The sequence below is a fragment of the Oligella sp. HMSC09E12 genome (assembly GCF_001808505.1).
GTDB lineage: Bacteria > Pseudomonadota > Gammaproteobacteria > Burkholderiales > Burkholderiaceae_B > Oligella > Oligella urethralis.
On the sequence record NZ_KV793612.1, the window covers coordinates 1 to 2,153 of the forward strand.

General features: G+C 35.7%; 2 protein-coding genes. Both read left to right on the forward strand.

Features of this window, described 5'->3' with window-relative positions; translation table 11 throughout:
* Positions 1–487, forward strand: a 487-nt coding sequence (locus HMPREF3179_RS09940; protein ID WP_210398775.1) for a hypothetical protein, incomplete at its 5' end; no start/stop codon positions are given.
* Entirely contained in the window at positions 487–1,347 is an 861-nt protein-coding gene (locus tag HMPREF3179_RS09945; RefSeq protein WP_070471015.1) for a hypothetical protein, read from the forward strand. The genes HMPREF3179_RS09940 and HMPREF3179_RS09945, both read left to right, overlap by 1 nt.
* The last annotated feature ends 806 nt before the right edge of the window (positions 1,348–2,153 follow it).

A 2,153-nucleotide genomic window follows, 5' to 3' on the forward strand; every position in this document is an offset into this window, starting at 1 on the left:
AGAACCCGCGTTGTTTTTGCTTGGTGGTACTGGTGTTTCTACGGCAAAAGTTACAAGTAGCCTTCAAATCTTTAGGAATATCGGAAAGAGTTATATTATGGACGCCGCTCAATCGATTGCTGTTGGAGGTGTGACTAGTTTAATGACTGAAGGAAGCTATACAACAGCAAACTTGTTTTCTGATGCTACTGTCGGAGTTGCTTTTTCAAGGCTTGTGAGAGGGATGCATTTTGAAAATAAGCATAGTTTACAAAAGCTTGATAAGCTTTCTCCAAATATAAGGATTCAAGTGACAAAAGAATCAAATAGAATAGTCAAACCTTTTTTACAAATTTTAGATTTTTCAGGAGGCTACTTTATAGGTGGTGGTGTTTCGGCAGGAGTTTCGCATTATGGCGGAAATAAGGTAGATACAAAAATAATAGAAGTTTCATCATTGAAACAAATATTTAATAAGCATGATAATGATAAACAATTGGAAGATTAATGCTATTAGAGCGAAATGATAGAAATATGCTCAGCGGAAGAGGGGCAATATTGGTGACTGTTTCACTGGCAGTTGTTATGTTTTTCATCCGTTGTTTTAACAAACCAGTTAAACGGAATCTTGAGTTTTTAATTAAGCTATTAACATTTGTCGGCATATTAACAATTTTCATGTTGATAAATTTGGTTTTTGGTAAATATAGTTTGTATTTTATGTGGGAGTTTTGGCTAATTATCTCCCCTGTTGCGCTTTTTTTGGTGTTTCTTTATAAAGACTCCTTTCCGATTTGGATTGATAAGGAGGAGTTGATACGCTTATGGCAAAAAGATCATTGTTTTTTAGCTATTGAAGATGGTTTTTTGGAAATAGATGAAGACAAGAAAGTGTTACTAGAAGAGGAGTTAAAACGCTCAGGACTACAAGAACCACAAAGGATAAAGAGTGAGATTTTGAGTGTTTGCAATACATGCTTAGAACCGTTGTCTACTAATGACACGACGAAAAGATATACTATTTTGCCAAGAGGCTGTAGGTTAAGGTTACCAACTCAAGATGAAATTTATTGGATCACCGAATCGACATTATTAGAAATGCGAAAACACCCTGTTTATGTGTATAAGTTTTTGCGTTTTCCAATTAGCTCACAAGAAACGCATTTCGATATTTATGAGATTCAACCTAAGCTAGGGATGAGACCGTTAATTTTTCAAGGCACAATGACTTATGGCGATAAACATTGGCGGGAAAGCAAGTATACAGATGTTTTGTTCTATGAAAAATCTATGGATATTTCCATTATTTTAAATCGACAAGAATGGACTGAACCTAAGTGGGTAGGTCAGTTCTATGTGGGGATTTAAATTTTAAATAAGGCATGTTTAATTTAGACCTAAACAGCCTGTTTTTTATGTCGGTAATGTCTGGGGGAATTAATAGATTGGATTATGATTCGCGAGTTAGGTGTGGTTGTAAGTTGCGTTGTTACGACAATCATCAAGGATGTCAGTCACGAAAATTAGATATCTAAGAGTTTTAATTTTTTATGGCGTATCGCAACTCGTTGTTATGAGGTCACTTGCACTTTATTTATAAAAAGATTTAAGGCTTTTAACACTTACGATTGTTTTGTGTTTTTTTGGAATGGGATCGTTACATATTTTGATGAGAGTAATGAGCCTCATAAAAAGACTGAAAGCTAGTGCCTGAATAAGGTAATTAAGCATGCACACTAGGGGGTGGCAGGATATTGTAGTAACAATGAGCGTCAAGAGCTCACCCCTTATTGCTCAGAACCTCTACGTTAAGAATCCCACATTACCGTCTTCTTATTTAATGGCGCAAACGATAAACAGATTAAAGATTACATCTTGCTATAGACTGATGAAACGTCTTTGTTTAAAGCCAGAGCTTACGAAATGGGTCGACTTCACAGGATGTGACCAAAGCGAGATGGACCATAGAGATAACAGGTACTAGAGGCCAGAAAATTGGCGATAGGTGCTGAGACTAAATAAGGTAGAGGTTAAGTTTCGATGGAATTATTAAATGTTGATTCAGCAGTTTATGATGAATTAGTTGAGTTTTCAGAAAGTATGTCAACGTCAGCCTTATGGGGCGAAGTTATTTATTTTTTAGAGGGTGTAAGGTATTTTGTGTAACTTGATTT

Coding starts and splice junctions, on each gene's coding strand:
- HMPREF3179_RS09945 (WP_070471015.1), top strand. CDS start 487: ATGCTATTAGAGCGAAATGATAGAAATATGCTCAGCGGAAGAGGGGCA.